The sequence below is a fragment of the Shewanella algidipiscicola genome (assembly GCF_003605125.1).
GTDB classification, from domain to species: domain Bacteria; phylum Pseudomonadota; class Gammaproteobacteria; order Enterobacterales; family Shewanellaceae; genus Shewanella; species Shewanella algidipiscicola.
This window is the reverse complement of record NZ_QPQT01000005.1, coordinates 81,447-97,913: the sequence shown is the minus strand read 5'-3', so window position 1 is coordinate 97,913 and position 16,467 is coordinate 81,447. Positions and strand designations below refer to the sequence as shown.

The 16,467-nt window shown below is 44.2% G+C and carries 17 protein-coding genes; 10 read left to right on the top strand and 7 right to left on the bottom strand.

The genetic code is table 11. From position 1 onward, the window contains the following. Nucleotides 1–505 precede the first annotated feature (505 nt). The gene (locus DVO77_RS06805; protein ID WP_162924157.1) at nucleotides 506–2,674 is read left to right on the top strand and encodes an OmcA/MtrC family decaheme c-type cytochrome; all 2,169 of its coding nucleotides are present in this window, start codon (nucleotides 506–508) and stop codon (nucleotides 2,672–2,674) included. Nucleotides 2,675–2,814: 140 nt separating this feature from the next. On the opposite strand, the gene DVO77_RS06800 is transcribed toward DVO77_RS06805, so the two are convergent. After that, nucleotides 2,815–3,291: a cupin domain-containing protein gene (locus tag DVO77_RS06800; RefSeq protein ID WP_110458588.1), complete on the bottom strand. Its 477-nt coding sequence runs from the start codon at nucleotides 3,289–3,291 to the stop codon at nucleotides 2,815–2,817. A 237-nt stretch (nucleotides 3,292–3,528) separates the two neighbouring features. On the opposite strand from DVO77_RS06800, the gene DVO77_RS06795 reads away from it, so the two are divergent. The 3 genes from DVO77_RS06795 (at nucleotide 3,529) to DVO77_RS06785 (ending at nucleotide 6,653) form a co-directional block, all read left to right on the top strand. Next, a complete protein-coding gene (locus DVO77_RS06795; RefSeq protein ID WP_249038125.1) occupies nucleotides 3,529–3,885 on the top strand; it encodes a RidA family protein in 357 nt (118 codons plus the stop codon). A 215-nt stretch (nucleotides 3,886–4,100) separates the two neighbouring features. Continuing rightward, nucleotides 4,101–5,294 (top strand): NO-inducible flavohemoprotein, encoded by a 1,194-nt coding sequence (gene hmpA / locus DVO77_RS06790; RefSeq protein WP_119977807.1) that lies wholly within the window; start codon nucleotides 4,101–4,103, stop codon nucleotides 5,292–5,294. Nucleotides 5,295–5,663: 369 nt separating this feature from the next. Then, nucleotides 5,664–6,653 carry a 4'-phosphopantetheinyl transferase family protein gene (locus tag DVO77_RS06785; RefSeq protein ID WP_249038124.1) on the top strand — a complete coding sequence of 330 codons (990 nt, stop codon included), beginning with the start codon at nucleotides 5,664–5,666 and terminating at the stop codon, nucleotides 6,651–6,653. 241 nt (nucleotides 6,654–6,894) lie between these two features. On the opposite strand, the gene queF is transcribed toward DVO77_RS06785, so the two are convergent. Then, the gene (queF, locus tag DVO77_RS06780) at nucleotides 6,895–7,752 is read right to left on the bottom strand and encodes an NADPH-dependent 7-cyano-7-deazaguanine reductase QueF (RefSeq protein WP_119977805.1); all 858 of its coding nucleotides are present in this window, start codon (nucleotides 7,750–7,752) and stop codon (nucleotides 6,895–6,897) included. A gap of 60 nt (nucleotides 7,753–7,812) precedes the next feature. Here queF and syd point away from each other — a divergent pair, with 60 nt between their 5' ends. Then, nucleotides 7,813–8,475 carry a SecY-interacting protein gene (gene syd, locus DVO77_RS06775; RefSeq protein ID WP_119977804.1) on the top strand — a complete coding sequence of 221 codons (663 nt, stop codon included), beginning with the start codon at nucleotides 7,813–7,815 and terminating at the stop codon, nucleotides 8,473–8,475. A 107-nt stretch (nucleotides 8,476–8,582) separates the two neighbouring features. On the opposite strand, the gene DVO77_RS06770 is transcribed toward syd, so the two are convergent. Continuing rightward, nucleotides 8,583–9,356: a Zn-ribbon-containing protein gene (locus tag DVO77_RS06770; protein WP_110458592.1), complete on the bottom strand. Its 774-nt coding sequence runs from the start codon at nucleotides 9,354–9,356 to the stop codon at nucleotides 8,583–8,585. Next, on the bottom strand, nucleotides 9,356–9,691 hold the full coding sequence (locus DVO77_RS06765; protein ID WP_119977803.1) for a hypothetical protein: 336 nt from the start codon (nucleotides 9,689–9,691) through the stop codon (nucleotides 9,356–9,358). Before DVO77_RS06765 ends, DVO77_RS06770 begins: the two co-directional genes overlap by 1 nt. Before the next feature lie 115 nt (nucleotides 9,692–9,806). Between DVO77_RS06765 and DVO77_RS06760 the strand changes: the two genes are divergently transcribed. Further along, nucleotides 9,807–10,211: a DUF3192 domain-containing protein gene (locus DVO77_RS06760; RefSeq protein WP_119977802.1), complete on the top strand. Its 405-nt coding sequence runs from the start codon at nucleotides 9,807–9,809 to the stop codon at nucleotides 10,209–10,211. A gap of 147 nt (nucleotides 10,212–10,358) precedes the next feature. Here DVO77_RS06760 and DVO77_RS06755 read toward each other — a convergent pair whose 3' ends face one another. Beyond that, entirely contained in the window at nucleotides 10,359–10,589 is a 231-nt protein-coding gene (locus tag DVO77_RS06755; protein ID WP_119977801.1) for a DUF2789 domain-containing protein, read from the bottom strand. A 216-nt stretch (nucleotides 10,590–10,805) separates the two neighbouring features. Between DVO77_RS06755 and DVO77_RS06750 the strand changes: the two genes are divergently transcribed. Continuing rightward, nucleotides 10,806–11,456 (top strand): GNAT family N-acetyltransferase, encoded by a 651-nt coding sequence (locus tag DVO77_RS06750; protein ID WP_119977800.1) that lies wholly within the window; start codon nucleotides 10,806–10,808, stop codon nucleotides 11,454–11,456. Then, on the top strand, nucleotides 11,449–11,712 hold the full coding sequence (locus DVO77_RS06745) for an Mpo1-like protein (RefSeq protein ID WP_428842888.1): 264 nt from the start codon (nucleotides 11,449–11,451) through the stop codon (nucleotides 11,710–11,712). The genes DVO77_RS06750 and DVO77_RS06745 overlap by 8 nt, the downstream gene beginning before the upstream one ends. A gap of 1,475 nt (nucleotides 11,713–13,187) precedes the next feature. Here the strand turns inward: DVO77_RS06745 and DVO77_RS06740 are convergent. Continuing rightward, on the bottom strand, nucleotides 13,188–13,577 hold the full coding sequence (locus DVO77_RS06740) for a DUF3301 domain-containing protein (protein ID WP_110458598.1): 390 nt from the start codon (nucleotides 13,575–13,577) through the stop codon (nucleotides 13,188–13,190). Beyond that, nucleotides 13,574–14,587 (bottom strand): DUF3549 family protein, encoded by a 1,014-nt coding sequence (locus DVO77_RS06735; RefSeq protein WP_110458599.1) that lies wholly within the window; start codon nucleotides 14,585–14,587, stop codon nucleotides 13,574–13,576. Before DVO77_RS06735 ends, DVO77_RS06740 begins: the two co-directional genes overlap by 4 nt. A 149-nt stretch (nucleotides 14,588–14,736) precedes the next feature. Here DVO77_RS06735 and DVO77_RS06730 point away from each other — a divergent pair, with 149 nt between their 5' ends. Further along, nucleotides 14,737–15,057: a YqcC family protein gene (locus DVO77_RS06730; RefSeq protein WP_119977798.1), complete on the top strand. Its 321-nt coding sequence runs from the start codon at nucleotides 14,737–14,739 to the stop codon at nucleotides 15,055–15,057. Between the two features lie 22 nt (nucleotides 15,058–15,079). Beyond that, nucleotides 15,080–15,877 (top strand): tRNA pseudouridine(65) synthase TruC, encoded by a 798-nt coding sequence (gene truC / locus DVO77_RS06725; protein WP_119977899.1) that lies wholly within the window; start codon nucleotides 15,080–15,082, stop codon nucleotides 15,875–15,877. Nucleotides 15,878–16,467 lie beyond the last annotated feature (590 nt).

The window sequence follows — 16,467 nt, the reverse complement described above, 5'->3', positions numbered from 1 at the left end:
CATATCTTATTGTATTTAAAGTGTTTGCGTTCTAGGTTGTCCTTGTGTTCTGGCTGTTTTATGAGGTGGTATTGCATTTTAATCGGTTTTTTATATCTTGTTTTTGTTATCTAGCTTACTTTTTGAGAGAGTTTAGACCATGGTCTTATAGACATTTATTTATAAGGGTTTTTATTTTTAATTATTTTTAGCTTTATTTTATGCATTGTCTTTTGTAGGTTGCCTTTATATATATTTCATTGTTTTTAAACTTGGTTGCTCATAGCTATTGTCCTTAATAAACTTTAAGTCGATCACGGTATTGCATTTAACTTGTGATGACCAACCTAAATTAACTTTAAATTAAGGTTGGCTCAGTACGGTGAATTTACTTAATCTTTACATTTGTTGCGATTAAGTCGTTAATTTTATTGTAACGTATTCTAATAATTAGCAGGTGATGATTAAGTATAGCCTTAAATAAAATAATAAATTACCTATGTTTTAAACATAAATGGGAGAGACTATGAGTGAGTCATTTAATAAGTCGATTATTTGTGGCTTAGTAATTGCTGGCCTAGCGATGGGTTGCAGCGATGGCAATGATGGTAAAGATGGTCAAGACGGGGCTAACGGCAGTGATGGTAGTAATGGTGAAAACGGCATCGTCATAGCGACTTCGGCCGAGTCACTAAGCTTAGAATATATCACCTATGGCTTCGATGCTGATGGTGTACGTTCTGCCACATTCAAAGTGGCCAATGAACAGGGCTTACCTGTTGTTGGTGTGCCCTCGGTGCGTTTTTTAAGTTCGCAATTAGCATTGAGCGAGCAAGGTTATACCGAACGACAGGGACTTGGCTATGAGACCTGTACAACTGAGGAGGATAGCTGTTTAACCGACCATAACGACGGTACCTATACCGTGGTGAGTACAACAAAAATAGGCGAACTTGATTTTACCGATAAATCTTATGTGTTTGATGAAACTGCGCCGCAACGCTTTATGGTGCGCGTGCAGGCCTATGGCGGTATTCCAGGTATTGGCAGTGTGCAAGATATTATGCAAGAAGTTGATTTTATGATCGACGGCTCAGCAGTGACCTTGACTCGCGCTATGGTGAGCACAGAAAGCTGTAATGCGTGCCATACCGATATCGCTTATGCACGTTATGACAGCTATTATCGTTCGCCCCATTATGGCAACAATGTTGAAGCGTGTTCAACCTGCCATACCACTGGCGAAAAAGACGGTAAGGGTACCATGGTTGAGCGGGCTCACCGTTGGCACAATGGCCTACCTAATAATTTAGTGGCCAGCTCTTATGATTGTACTAGCTGTCATGTGACCGAAAATAGCGATAGCTTAATGAATGGCGCCGAATGGTTAAGTAGCACAGCTAATGATAAAGCCTGTTTGAGTTGTCACAGTGCTGACACACTTAAGCATGGCAGTGATTTACCATTAAGTTGTGCAAGTTGTCATGACGTGGCTGAAATGCATCTGGTTAAACTAGATGCTAAGAAAACAGCTCGTGACGCATACAGTGTAGATGTTACCCAAGTATCGGTGGCACCAGTGTCATCTATGCGTAATGGTAATACCTACGAAACCGCTGAAATTACTTTCACCATTAAAGTGTTAGACAATGCCGGTAAGCCGTTAGCCGTCGCACCTAAAGACGCGGGATTCTTTGCCGATATGCGCGCGACCGTGGCGTGGGACATGCAAGCCGGTTACCGCACTTTGACAACAGAAACTCAAGCCGATGGTAGTTTAAGTCGTATGGCTAACCATGCGATTAACTACAAGTTTGTTGGCGTCGAGCCTATCAGTAGCGATCCAGCGACAGGTGAATATACCTATGTAATATCTGGGGATTTAGTGGATGATTTGAGCAAAGGTAGTACAGGACTCATCATTCCTAATAGTACCGATAGCCAAACGGGTATTTTAGCCATCGAAACGACGTTGAAAGCCGATGAGAAAACGGGGCAGCCTGATGCTGATGGAGCCTTGACTGAGCGTTTGCGTTCAAGTGCACGTTTCTTTACGTTAACTGGGCTTAGCGACACGTCGCGTCGTCAAGTGGTTGATAATGCGTTATGTGCTTCGTGTCATGGCGACCAAGCTTATGGGTATCATGGTCGTCGTAATGATCTTGAGCAGCAATGTGTCGCTTGTCATAACTTAGGCAATGCCGAGTGGGACAAGTACCATATGGGTGAGCAAGTGGCGCCAAAAGATACGGTGCTAAACCATATTTCGTGGAACACCTTTGTGCACGCTTTACACGCGCAAAACCGTGATGAGCAGAAACTGGAAGTGGGCGCTAAACGTCAATTTAAGTATCCAGCAAGGCTTAATGACTGTGCCCAGTGTCATGTGGATGGCAGCGCTAATCTAAATGAGATTGAAAAGGCTAATGCACTGATCACTCGTCACGACTATGCTGATAATAGCGATTTCTTTGCCACCAGCCCAGCTGCGGCAACGTGTTGGTCTTGTCATGGCCCTTACGGTGGGGATTCATTGAAGGCCCATATGCAAAGTAATGGTGCTACATTTGAAGTTAAAGTCGACAGCAGCAATGCCACGTTTGACGGTGATGTTGTGGTTGATGTTAATTTGCCAAGAGAGTCGTGTTCTGTATGTCACTCAACCAGCAAGTTAGCTGAGTCACATCAGTTTTAGTGCGTAGGGCAAGGTGTTGCTTTACCCTGATGCCGTAACATCATTTCCCTGCAAAGTGATGATGTAAATAAAAGTAAAAGACCCGATATTTTCGGGTCTTTTTTATGCGCTTTATTTGAGCTTATGCGTTTAGTTAGGCGTTATTCAGGGCGACTCAGGCGCTCAATAATGGTTTGGTGCTGCGGGTACTGGGCGAGTAGGGTTTGTTGGCTAAACAGCTCAAAATTATCGAAAGTAAACCCAGGTGAAACCATACAACCGACCAGTGAAAATCCGGGTTGATTCATGGCCGAGCCGAAAATGCAGCCTTTGGGCACCAAAAATTGTGGACGTTCACCCGCGGCGATATCGAGACCTAGCTGGGCCGTGGTTAATTCCCCTTGTTCATCGATCATATAGATAGTTAATGATTGCCCCGCATGGAAATACCACATCTCATCAGAAGTTAAGCGATGAAAATGCGACACCTCACCAGTACGCAATAAAAAGTAGATGCTGCTCCACAGTGAGCGCGTGGTATCGAAATCACTCTGTGAGCGAAAAGAGGAGCGATAGTAACCACCTTCAACATGTTGTTCGAGTTCGAGTTGTTGAATAAAGTCATCGGCTGTTTGCATGTAAAGTACCTATTAAATGTCTAAATTATGTAGAGGGCATAGCGTGTGTTATTAGCATGGGTCATGCATTTGCTTATGAGGTATGCTTGCACAGCGCCATTAAACGCGCTCTTAAAATACTTGTCAAAGCCAATACCGCTTTGATGTTACTTAAGGCGCTATTTTTGTACGGCCGCTAGCCCAAGTTAGTTAATGACATTACCATAGCGAGCTAATAATCGATTAAAGGAGTCATTAATGGCACAGAGTATGAAAATTGAGCGCCTCAATCCCACAACACGTTGGTCTGATGCCACTGTGTATAATGGTATTGGTCATTTTGTTGAAATTGCAGCCGATACCAACGCGGATATCTCAGGTCAGGTGTCACAGATTTTTGCCCAAGCAGAAGCAACATTAGCGCAAATAAACAGCGATCATTCCCGCTTACTGTCGGCGACGATCTATATCACAGATTTTACTTACCTTCCCACTTTTAATGCACTGTGGGATGCCTGGTTACCTGCAGGGTGTGCGCCAAGTCGAGCCTGTATAAAAGCTGAGCTTGCCGATCCTAACTATCTGGTTGAAATTGCTTTTGTCGCTGCAGTGTAACAGGGTTAGCTGGTGTGAAATGGTGTCGATTAACAGCGCTTTGTTTGTCGACATCGTTGATGTTTTTCTTATCAAACAATGGTGTATTGATGGCCTTTTTATCGATACTCAGTTGAAATGACTCTGTCGACGTAGATTAAAAACATTGATCTAAATCAAATGCATCTTTACTATTGCAAAAAATACATACTATTTACATGTTAAGGTGTCGCACTATGTTAGATAAGCATACTATCCAAATTGTCAAAAGCACGATTCCACTATTAGAATCAGCAGGCCCGGCGTTAACCAGCCATTTTTACCAGCGTCTTTTTCAGCATAATCCCGAACTAAAAGATACATTTAACTTAGCCAATCAACATAATGGTGGTCAGCCAGTCGCGCTATTTAATGCGGTTGCGGCTTATGCGAGAAATATCGATAACTTAGCAGTGCTCGGCAGCGCAGTGGAGCGCATCGCACAAAAACATACCGGCTTTTTAATTCAACCAGAGCAGTACCAAGTTGTTGGGCATCATCTGTTAGCCACGCTAAAAGAGTTGGGGGGCGCGGCTGTGACCGATGAAGTACTCGATGCATGGGGCCGTGCTTATGGGGTATTAGCCGATATTTTTATTGGTCGTGAAAGTCAGCTTTATCAAACTCGTGCCGAGCAAGTCGGTGGTTGGAAAGGGACACGGGCTTTTACCATTACCGCCAAGCAGCAAGAGTCTGAGGTGATCACTTCATTTGTTCTCACTCCAAATGATGGCCAAGCGGTTATGGATTTTGTGCCAGGGCAATATTTAAGTGTGCAGGTACAAGATAGCGATTTTGCGCAACAAGAAATTCGCCAGTATTCGTTGTCGGATGCCCCCAATGGCTGTAGTTATCGGATCAGTGTTAAGCGTGAAGTGGGTGGCTTAGTCTCATCTACACTGCATGATTGCTTTAATGTGGGTGATGAACTGGCGGTGATCCCACCCGCGGGAGACTTTGTGCTGGCGGCAGATGATGATACGCCAGTGGTGTTGATTTCAGCGGGTGTGGGACTGACCCCAATGATGAGCATGCTTAATCAGTTGATGGGCTCTGAACATCACAGCGACATCACTTGGCTACATGCCTGTGAATTTGGTGCGTTTCATGGCTTTAAGTCAGATATTCAGCAAAAAGCGGCTAGTTATGAGCCTTTAGCAGCCTATACTTGGTACCGCGAGCCAAGCAGTGATGACCGTATCGGTGAGGATTATCAGTTTACTGGTACTATCGAGTTGGACAAGGTTGCAGGCAGATTACTCCCTCATGCACAGTACTATTTTTGTGGGCCTGTGCCCTTTATGGCTGAGGTAAAGCGACAATTGTTAGCACTTGGCATAGCGCCTAGTCAGTTGCATTACGAGGTCTTTGGCCCGCATCAAAGCGTGTAATTAATCGCTGCTCGATTGGCTAGATAAAAAATAGGCTATAAAAATAAAGGGCCCAGCACGTTGAAAACACGGCGCTGGGCCCGTCAGGTTTAAGGGAGCGTCGCTTTCGTTTACTTAAGAGTGCGCCCGCTTTATTCCGTCACTTATTTTAGCCATCACTCATGTTAGCCCACCACTGAGTATATAAAGTGTTTATACCACCGCTTAATGCAGAGCGTCGAGAACGAGAGCCGATGTAGGCGAGGGGGTCAACGCATTAATCTTTAGGTGTGCTTAATCCTTATTAGCTTTTTGCTGTAAACTCATCGCGATTAATGCCACCGGAGGAGGTTATACTAGGGCATATGTTCTCTCATGGTGTTTGCTATTGTGTCCGCATTTGCGTTATCTCAGCCATTATCGGCGGTGACCCTCTATTTTTGTGATTTGGCTCCTCAAGGGGTAAGCCAAACACAGTTGCAGCAATTGCGCCTTTGGCTACCCGATGACGAGCAAGCCAAGGCCGACCGTTTTTTACAGCCTGATGCGCGTGTGAAAGGCTTACTGGTACGAAGCTATTTACGCGCTATATTATCGCAGTGCGCCCGTGACATGGGAGTTGAAATCGCTCCTGCACAGTGGCAATTTACCTACCTTGATAGAGGCAAGCCTGTGTTGTCCAGGGCTTGTTTCGCCCGTTGTCCGTTATTGTTCAATATCAGCCACAGTGGCGATTATCTGCTGGTGGCTATTGCAAATGCTAACCACTGGCTCTCGCTCGGCGTCGATATTGAGCGCCAACGCGAAAGCACCAATATCTACCCTATTTTGAACCATTATTTCACTCGCGATGAAACCGATAGCCTGCTGGGTTTACCGCAGGCGCAGCAACGAGCGCGTTTTTTCGATCTGTGGGCGCTTAAAGAGTCATATATTAAGGCTAAGGGCTTGGGGCTGGCGTTATCACTTAAATCCTTTAGTTTTGCCTTTGAGCCGCGACAGCATGATGATGCGATGAAGGCTCAATCAACTTGGCTGCCAAGAGGGACTCCACCCGAATATATGCAGATTGTTGCTTACCAGCAGGACTCAGCGACAGACTGTCAGCCTCAAGTCGATAATCAAGCGTGTGCTCGTCATGTTTTACGTGAGGGAATGCAAGCTAAGATTGAGCGCAATATTACCTTGTTGCTTCATGAAGAGCAGGGTAAACGATTGAGCGACAGTTGGCAGCTGGTGTTAGGCCACCTTGATGCTCAATACCGCTTTGCATTGAGCCTTGAGCACGTAGAGGCTCAAGATGCTAAACCTGTGAGCAAAGATAAACTGACGCTACGGGCAATGCAGTTGAATGTGCAGCAATTATTACATTATTGCTAGTTTGGTTATCTTGGGGGAGTCTGTGTGTCAGTGCGATGATATTGGCTATGTGAGTGAACTCTGTCGTCAATGATTGTGCCTGTCTGGGGGCCGAGTGTACTTGAGCGGTGCAATAAAAAAGCCCGTTAGGCGTACGGGCTTTTTATAATATTGATTTTATATGAAGATATTTTTCAATTAAATCATTTTGTTATAAGGTGTCGCTATTAGCTTGTCGCTTTGTTAGCAAACGCCTAAGTGACTATTGGCGCGCGAGGCGATGGCTCTCGGGTGGATTTTCAAAGTCACTGCGGTAAGGGTTAATGTCGAGCCCTCCTCGGCGAGTATAGCGAGCATAAACGGTTAATTTAGTGCAGTGGCATAACTTTTTGAGATCCACAAAAATACGCTCGACGCACTGTTCATGAAACTCGTTGTGTTGACGAAACGAAATCAAATAACGCAGCAGTTTTTCACGATCAATCTTAGGGCCTTGATAGCGAATCATCACAGTGCCCCAGTCCGGTTGTGAGGTGATTAAACAGTTGGACTTGAGCAAGTTTGAGGTCAAGGTTTCTGCGACAATACTTTTGTCATCGGTGCTGTCGATAAGGTAATCGCTGCTAAATTGATAGTCATCGACTTCGATATCTAAATCATCGATGCAGGTACCGGGTAGCTCGACGATTCTTTGGCTGCCAAAGTGCTTTGGCTCGATAACTTTAACCGAGATTTCTCCTTGAGCACATGCGCAAAGATCGTCTGTTAGTGTCTGCTGCACCTGTTCAATGCTATTGAATTTAGTCTGGTTAAAGCTATTGAGATACAGCTTGAACGACTTAGATTCGATTAAATTGGCGCTATTCACATCTAGGCTGAACTCGGCAATGGCAACCATAGGTTTACCTTTGGCATTGAGCCATGAAAGTTCATAACCTGTCCAAATATCGGCCCCATGAAATGGCAATTGATCGCTTAAATCAATGGCATCACGATTAAGTTTGCGCGGCACGCCCTGTAATAAGCTGGCATCGTACTGTGCTTGATAGCCCGTCGATTTGCCTAAGGTTAATTCTGCAAGGGCGGGAGCATCACTATATGGGTCATGAACTGGTGTCATCGAGTGGATTTCCATGTCAAAATAGCCATACATTATACTCACATTTTGGACTGCTGCTAAGTGTCTTCTTTACCTGCTTTAGATAATTTTTTTGAAATTTACCACCAAAGTTATATTGAAAAGCTAGCTGAACCGCCTAGATATTACCCACAAGGGGAGGATTCTGAGTGTATTTTAAGCGAAGATAAAGCCGATGTGTTGAAGCGTCCAGAGGTTGCTGTGCGCTGGCAGGCTGTTGAGCGGCAATCACCCGCAGGCTTCAATAATATTGAACATGCCTTAGAGCTGGGACTGCATCACAGCATCAATGCCTTTTATGGGGCTTACTATGCGGCGCCGTTAATGTTTGACTCCGCCTGGGGGCAGGGTGAGCTACTGCAGGTGTGGAATCATCAAGATTTTGAATATTTACAGCAAAACTTGATTGGCCATTTGATGATGAAGCAAAAACTTAAGCAGAGCCCAACTTGGTTTATTGGCGTGCTTAATGAAGGCGATCAGATGTTGGTGGTCGATAATAATGATGGCAGTGTCTGGCTAGAGATCCCTGGACAGGTGCCACATCAACAGTTAGCCGAGAGTTTAAATGAATTTATCGACGCGTTATCTCCCAGAGTATGCCCGCCGGTTAAGCATGTCGAAGAGTCTCTGCCCGAGCTTGAGCATCCCGGTATATGGCAGCGGATTAAAACCATGTGGGCTAACCTCAGAGGTAAAAGCTAAAGGTTTACGTTGCTGGCTAACAGTACAACTAAGTCAATCTGGCTCATCAATGTATGCCCCGTTGATGAGCCTGTTGGAGGGAGTTCACTCAATCTATTTTTTAATAGTTAAAGGTGATCCCATGAGATGTTAGAGACAATGCGGCAGTCATCACACCGAAAGTGGAACATATCTAGTAAGGGCTCATCGAGTAACCAGTCTTGATTGCCACAGCGCGGGCATGGCCGTTGTTGCTCAGACGCTAAACTTTCGCCCCCAACGCGATATAAGTAATAGTAGGTTGGGATGTGTGTTAGGTACTCGACGCGGCCGCGCAGATCCCAACCTCGTCTAAACAGGTCGCTGCCACTCGAGGTTAACTCTTCAAGTGCTGCAAATTCGGCTTTGGTGGCCGCAGCCATCTGCAGTTCATCACAGGCTTGCCATTCGGTTTGCCATTTAATGATCCGCTTATGATCGCCATTAAAGGTGGCTGGGATCTGGTATAGCGGAATAGGTTGCAGGGTATCACCGTTGCGAAGTGGGGAGCACATATGCACGTAACTGGTGTAAATTAGCTGCCAACTCGGTGTCTCTGTACTGGTCACTTCTGAATTGATATCTTGGCCGATATATTTTTCGCGAGGGTGCAACAGTTTTGCTTCGGTCAGCTTGCCTAGGGCGTGCTCGACCCATGGGCTGTTATAGCGTTTTGCTAGGCTGCTTTTTTCTGGCATCAGCAGACGTACGCGAAACTCCCCGTCATTAAATGCCACGGCAAATTCGCGCCCAAGGACTTGGCCGTTAGCACGGTAAGCTTCGAGAAGCCCATTGATAGCCTGTTCTGCCGCGGTGATGGTGGTGTTATCGAAGCATTCAAATCTTAATTCCACGACGTGCATTAATGGTGATCTCGCTGTGTTAATTTGGCTTCGAGGGCGGAGATCCTATTGATTAACTCCTGTTGCTGTTGTGTTAAGGCATGTACTTGTTGCTGCAATTGGGCTAAGGCGGTCTCGGCACTGGTGGACTGCTCTAGCACGACGGGCAGGCGATAGCTTGCATCAAGCGCCGCCACTTCTTCCTTAGATAACGCCTTAAAGCGCTGTATGCCTTGTATGAGCACCGGCATAGGCAGTGAATTTCCCAGCTTAGATTTTATCAGTGCTAGGCTTGGAGTCTTGCCAGAATCGACAATCGTTTTCGCCACTGCAAGGACTTGTTCGATCGGAGTCATGATGAGTGAAATTCCTTACTTTTTAGCAATTTTTGTATTCATCTAAATAGTCGAATAAATAAAAGTCATTACTATTCAAATGGATAGCTCTATGGCATGTACTTTGCTGTAAACAATGCTGATTATAATAGATAAACAGGGAGTTAAAGTGAAAACAAAATTACTGAGTTTGATTATTTTGACAGCATCAACCATTGGAATGTCAGGTTGTGTGATCAATATTGGTGACGAAGACGCCAGCTGGGATAAGGGTCAGAGTTGGCAAGTCACACAAGCTAAAAATAGGGCTAATTTGTCGAAGTTAACCATTGGGATGGATAGAGAGCAGGTGATCACTCTCATGGGCACGGCTGATTTCAGTGAGGCGTATATTAAACAAGATCGAGAGGTTACCGTACTTTATTATCGTACCCAGCGCACCAAAGAAGATGGCACCACGACTAAAGAAGAATGTACGCCGATTGTATTAGCCAATAACCAAGTGATTGGTTGGGGTAATGCGGCCTATGATAACCTCTAAGCTAAGCGTGGCTGCTCAGTTAAAGGATTAATTATCTTGAGCTCGCTATGTTATATGGTGCAATGATAAAGGCCATGACGGCGATTAGAGACTTGGCTCGTTAATGCGATATCGAGCCAAGCTTTTTCTCCTCTTTAATCTGCAAGTTTATGCTCTTAACTGGGCGTCTAATTGATCGATCACCTCTGTCCACTGCGCATCTTCTTCGAGAGATTCTTTAATAAAATGGCGTTGAGATTGAGTCCAAAAGTCGGCGTTTGCAATATGGGTATTGTCTGTCATTTTGTGTTGCGCAATAAAGTCTGCTATCGCCTGATCGCTATTAGGTAACCCTAACTGTGCAAATAAACTATTGAGATTGGGTGTGGTGATATCCATTTTTTGCCCCTTGTAAACAAAATAAGTCACTGCTATTGAGTATGGATCAAAATGATTAAGTTACTAACATAGGACAAGTAGTCAACGCTTTGTGTAGAGAAAGGTCTAATTAATCACTATAGGAAAATCACTATGAAGCCATTAAATATTAGGGTTTGCGTGAATTAACAATTTTGTTACATTAAGTGTATTGATCGCAAATGTGGACATTCAGTCATGAACAATAAAGCTTCTGAGCCGGCCCATAATGACTATAAGGCTGTATATTTAACCGCTGAAGATCTGCGTATAGCGGCCTCTATTTTGTACAACGCCTACCATGATGACGCTTTCTTTATTGCGGCGCTACACCAAGGTAATAAAGCCCAATATGAACAAAAATTACGCGGAGCAATTCGTGAAGAACTTCATAGTTTATGGCAAGAAGAGCAAGCTTTAATTGGTCTGTTTGATGACCAAAGGTTGATTGGATTAGCTTGTATTGTAACCCAGCAAGTTCCGTTGGGAGAGGCACGTTATTGGCATTGGCGATTAAAAATGTTGATCAGTACTGGTTGGCATTCGACCCAAGCATTAATGAACAAAGAAGCCTCAATATTAGAACTGCTACCTAGTACTCATTGTGGTATTTTGCAATTTATTGCATTGACGCCAATAGAGCAAAATAAAGGCTTAGGAGCCCGCCTAATACAGGCTGTGGTGAGTTGGTGTGATGAACAACCAGAGCTTGATGGTATTGGCGTATTTGTGACTGAAGATAAGCATGCTCATCTATTTGCCAAACTCGGATTTGCAGCCATAGAGAGTCTGATCATTGATGATGTAGAGGGCGAGTTATTATTTTATCGCAGCGCAGAAAGTGAATAAACCTATGCGCCGTTTTAGCGATTTTTACTCGTTTTATGTATCACAACATCAGCATCCTATGTGTCGTGCACTGCACTATGTTGGCAGTAGTTTGGTATTACTATTCATTGCCTTAGCAATCTCATTGGGTAACGTTTGCTTGTTATTACTGCTCCCTATTGTGGGCTATGCTCCAGCTTGGCTAGGGCACTATGTTTTTGAGCATAATCGTCCCGCCACGTTTACTCACCCAATATACAGTTTTTTGGCTGATTAGCTGATGTTTACGCAGTCGGTAATAGGGTTATTCAGGTTTAAGCCAAATCAGCGGGAGTAGTGGCTTTAGCTGTTGCTATGAGTGAAACATCTTGTTCAATTCATTTGGCGGTTAATTGCGGATAGCACCTGATCTCTCATGCATATGTAAGAGATCTCTCACAATGATGTGCGTTATTCACTTTTAAATTGAGTGTTTCATTACTGGGATTTAGTTTGTTTCATTATAAAACAATACCTTACTGTTTTAGTTTGTGGGTAGGATTTAGCCTAGGAATTATGATTGTTTTGCTCATAGTCCATTCTTCGACAGTTATGATTATACTTTTATCACTTTATGGATTTTACTTAAGTCATACTTTAAGACACTTCAGGATGAAGTACTTGGAATAAAGTATTGGAAAGAGTCAGGATTGACTCTAGTGACATTGGATGTTGCCACAAGGAATAACGACTTAAGTTTTTGGTACAAGGATTGTCTTGCAGGACGCACAAATATTCAAGGGAATGGGTGTCTCAGTTAATGGAATAACTGACCTAAGGAGAGACAATTAGGACGTTAAAGGACAGGTTTGGAGTCAGCAGGACGCTGTAGCATTAAGGATGAAGCAGGGAGCATTTTTGATAGCAGGAAGGCTAACAAAAGTATATTAGGCGCACTCTTTAGTGCGCCTTTTTCTTTTTAGGTAAAATAGCATAACCAGTTGAGCTTACGATTGAACTATAGTCATGGTTAGCTGTTTCACTGCGTGGTTAACAAGCATTTATTATCCTCTTTTTACCACTGCCTGTATCTACTCATTACCTTGTAAGTTATCTCTCACAAACACGTAGGATAAAAGGTGTTTGTTAATGTAGTAAAGTCTGCGCTAGATCACTTTTATCCTTTTTAAACAATATTTTGCTTGGCTTGCAACCTGTTCGGAGCATAGTAAATCTCCAGACGGAATTATTCATATCCCATTAAATGATCGTCGATGTTTTACAATTAACCGTGTTCAGGGATGAAGGCTAATGGACAATGAGTCAGGATGATTCAGTGCTATCAGGATCGATAGTACACAGGACTGGCAAGGATGTAGCGCTCAGGATGAGTGCCAGCAGACTAAGGAAAGCCGAATACTCATGGATGAACACGTTCTGTCTAGGATGGCAGTAAACACGGAATGTATTGCAAGGAAGCACAAGGACGACACAGGACATGCTTAAGGAGTAAGCAAACTTGGTAAAAGGATGACCAAGTAAAGGGACAGTACGTCAAGTACACGGACGAAAGGGATACAAGGAAGAGGCAAGGAGCAATTCGAACCCATGGATGGTGCAGGGAGCACAGGCATAGCAGGATAGCTTAGCGAAAGACAGAAGGCGCGACTCTTTATTGAGCCGCGCTTTTTCTTTGAGGAATTGTCACATATCGCTTAAATTGAGTTTAGCTTTGTTTTAATTTTCTTTTGGCGTTGTTTTACAGGCATAGTGTTATTTACAGCCATTGGGTTTACAGCCACCACGACTGCCGCAACCGCCGCCAATAGAGCCACTGGCTTGTGGCGCATCTAGCCACTCGGGTTCTGGGAATATTGGCCACTGAATTTTTTGTATCTTTTTGCCATGCATCCAGATAGTTGCTTGATATTGATTGAGGCCGTCAGTACTAAAGTCCAATAGGAATTTAGCTTTCCATGTAAGGCCACTGTTGCCGCCGATGCTGGGACGGGCCGATTCCATGGCGATAGCCAAAAACTGTACCCGCTGTTTTTTACATTCGCTACTGGCAAACAAACGGCTTAATTCTGCCATCTGCCTTAATTGCCAGAAAAAAGCCGCAATGATCACGAGCGCCGCAATCAATAAAAAGTCTGTCATCATGCTTTCGTTACCTTAAATAATCCGCCTATAGCGGCAGACAATGTAGTGCTGCGATTGGGGTTACGTAGCTCCATTAAGAGCTCGGTTCTAATCGCTGGAATGGCTACGATATCAGCAAATATTTGGTTAAAGAAGTGTTGATCTTGTTTTGCAAGGGCTTCGAGATAAAGAGTGCGGGTCTGATCGTCTTTTAGCGCCATCCAATTACGCGCTGCAATAGTAATTAATGTCTCTTTATCTAAACAATCGTGCTGGGCAAAGTAATGAATAGCTTTTTGAGAATACTTCGCTTGGGATGCTAGGGCGCGCATAAAGTAAAGTTTATGTTCAGCTTCCACGCTATAGAGTTTCTCCAATAAGCGTTCAGCAAATTCGGCAGAAATGGTTAAATGCTCTAATTGCTGACATAGGGCGATTTGTACCTCAATGGCACCGTGCTCCAAAGCGTTTTCAATCTGAGCTTGATGATCGAGTTCATCGGAGCGAACACATATATCGGCAATCCCTTGCAGGCCAACATCTTGCCAGCGACGGCTATCCACCTGACCGGAGAGATATTGATAGGCGAATTCATACTGCGCAGAAGCTACTTGGCCGAGCTGCTTTCTAACCAAGGCATTAAACAGTGCCAGCTTTTCGGCGCTTGGCTTAAAGGCGAAAGGGTGATTAGCCAGTCTATCTTGTTGTTCTTCAGATATGGGTTGGGTGGGGTCGCTGCCCAGCGCCTCAAGTACCATACGAATAAATTGGGTTCTCGGGGCTGGAGAGAGTAAGCCTCGCTCATCTAAAGGGAGCCTTAAAAACCAGATGTAATACTGTTTTGAAGCGTCCCAAAATACCAACGCAAACTGAGCATGGCCTTGAATAGGTGAAGGGTAAGGCGCTTCTAGTTGCTCTATTTGGGCAAATGTTAACTTATCGATATGTTGTACCCTGCGGCCTAGATCATAGACTTCGAATTGCGAGTTGGCCGTGGTTAAAAATTGGGTAAGAGTGGTGATTTCAGTCATGAGTTAGAATGCCGTTACATGTGGGGACTAGATTTCAATGGCCGTCATTATAGGGAGAACTCTACCGAGATGGTATAATTTGGCGCAAAATAGCCAAGATATCCGTCACTAGAGACAAGTTTCATAGTCAATGATGGTAGGAAATTACGATGTTGTACCAGTTTACCCAAAAGCAATTAGCCCTCATTGCCCAGGAGCTAAAATCACAGGCGTTATGGGCTGATGAGCCACCGTCAACGCAGGCCATGGCCGATCCTACGCCGTTTGCCTGTGAGTCGATGCCGTTTGAGCATTGGCTACAATTTATTTTTATTCCTAAGATGAGTGTGCTTGTGGCCCAGCGTGCTCCCTTGCCAACTAACATAGCGTTAGCACCGATGGCCGAATATGTATGGCAACACCGCATCGAGCTGAAAATGTTAATTAATCTTATTAATCAATTGGATGAGTTTTTAAGTGAACCAAGATAACCCAATAGCCGATCCGCAAGCTATGCCCTGTGATGAAGCCTGTAGTACCGCTGAGTCAGCCCCAGAGATTGTTATTCTCTATGAAGATGAAGATCTGGTCGTGATCCATAAACCAGCCGGTTTATTAGTGCATCGCAGTTACCTTGCTCGCCGAGAGCGTTTTTTTGCCATGCAGATGACGCGTGACAAAGTCGGTTGCCATGTGTTTCCTGTGCACCGCTTAGATAGGCCAACATCGGGTGTACTCTTGTTTGCTAAAAGCAGTGAAATGGCCAATATGTTATGTCAGCAATTTGCTTCAAAAGCGGTTGAAAAGCATTATTTAGCCATAGTGCGCGGAAATATGTTGCAAGGTGATACCTTGGATTATCCACTTAAACAGGAGTTTGATGAGTTGGGAGATAAGGATGTGGACCCTAATAAGGCAGCTCAAGAAGCGCAAACCACATACCAGCCACTGCTTAATTGTGAAATTCCCTTTGCTTCAGGACGTTACCCTACCAGTCGCTATGCATTGGTGCAGTTAACGCCTCATACTGGGCGTAAGCACCAACTTCGCAGACACATGGCGCATCTGCGTCATCCTATTGTGGGTGATACGACTCATGGTGATGGTAAGCAGAATCGCTTTTTTAGGGAGCACTTTGGCATCAATCGGTTATGGCTTATCGCTAAAAGATTAAGCTTCATCCACCCAAGAACGGGTGAGCCTATGAGTGTCGAAACTGAGTTAGAACCAGAGTGGTTGACCTTGTTTGACGCTTTTGGTTGGAATGATGAGTTGTTGTCTGATGAGCCAAACTTACTCATCGCTCGCTGATTCATTTTGGTGTAACACCGCTAATGTATCCCAGTCAAACTCAATAAATAGTCAGCAAATACGCGATTGATATTGATGAGTAAAATGCGCTTGTATAAGGTGTTAATTGGAGTAATGGGCTGTTTATATTATAAAATTGACAATAAAACTCCAGTACATTTTTATCACCAAAAGGCCTGAGAACTAATGTAATTGGTATTACGCAAATGCTCCTCTGCATCACCATGTAACGCCTTACGCCACCTTGAGTAACAACAATTGCTGGTTCATAAGGCGTATTTCAATCGTATTGTCACTCAAACGTCAGCTGGCCCACAGACGTTTGAGTGACTCAATTGAGCAAGTAAGGTTTATCTTTACCATTAGAGTATGACTGGCGCTAAGTTGACTATTTACTCTCTTGTTTATCTTTGGCAGTTTGGCAGATTAATAACTGCTTTTCATTGCTAATATCCAGTACACAGGAATGAGGTGAAGCGAGGGAGTGGATGGTTCTGAAATAACACATGCGTCTAATATGGGCGCTTCGTTGAACATGCTTTAGATGTTTTTTTCGGCTCGAGTGACGCATCTAATTGATCCTTGAAACT